Consider the following 353-nt stretch of genomic DNA (forward strand, 5'->3'; position numbering starts at 1 on the left):
CCGGCGCCCGTAGCTCAACGGATAGAGCATCTGACTACGGATCAGAAGGTTGGGGGTTCGAATCCCTTCGGGCGCGCTCTCTTGAAGCGCTAGGCGTCGCCGTCGGCGGCGTCGCTCTCCTTGGACTTCTCCGGCATCGGCCCAACCGTCGCGATCATCGGGACCTTCAGCGTCTTACCGCCGGCGATCGGCAGGTGGATCGCGAAGAACACGATCTTGAGCTCCAGGCTCACCTGCCGCATGGGCTGCGCGTACAAGTCAAAGCGCATGTCCCGTAACCGTGCCAGGCCGCGTTCGAGCCGACTCATGGCCATGACCCTAGTTGCTCGGCTTCTCGGACCGCTATGGGCGTG

Annotated in this window: 1 protein-coding gene and 1 tRNA gene; one reads left to right on the plus strand and one right to left on the minus strand. The window is 63.7% G+C overall.

What is annotated here, in order from left to right:
- Positions 1-3: 3 nt before the first annotated feature.
- Positions 4-76 (plus strand) — tRNA-Arg (locus ACZY0B_RS27950).
- A 13-nt stretch (positions 77-89) separates the two neighbouring features.
- On the opposite strand, the gene ACZY0B_RS27955 is transcribed toward ACZY0B_RS27950, so the two are convergent.
- On the minus strand, positions 90-308 hold the full coding sequence (locus ACZY0B_RS27955; RefSeq protein WP_463767453.1) for a hypothetical protein: 219 nt from the start codon (positions 306-308) through the stop codon (positions 90-92).
- Between the last annotated feature and the right edge of the window lie 45 nt (positions 309-353).

This window comes from Mycobacterium sp. IDUB_19 (assembly GCF_055419445.1).

Bases quoted from the DNA above. Each gene is read 5' to 3' on its own strand.
- ACZY0B_RS27955 (WP_463767453.1), bottom strand. From the start codon at position 308: ATGAGTCGGCTCGAACGCGGCCTGGCACGGTTACGGGACATGCGCTTT.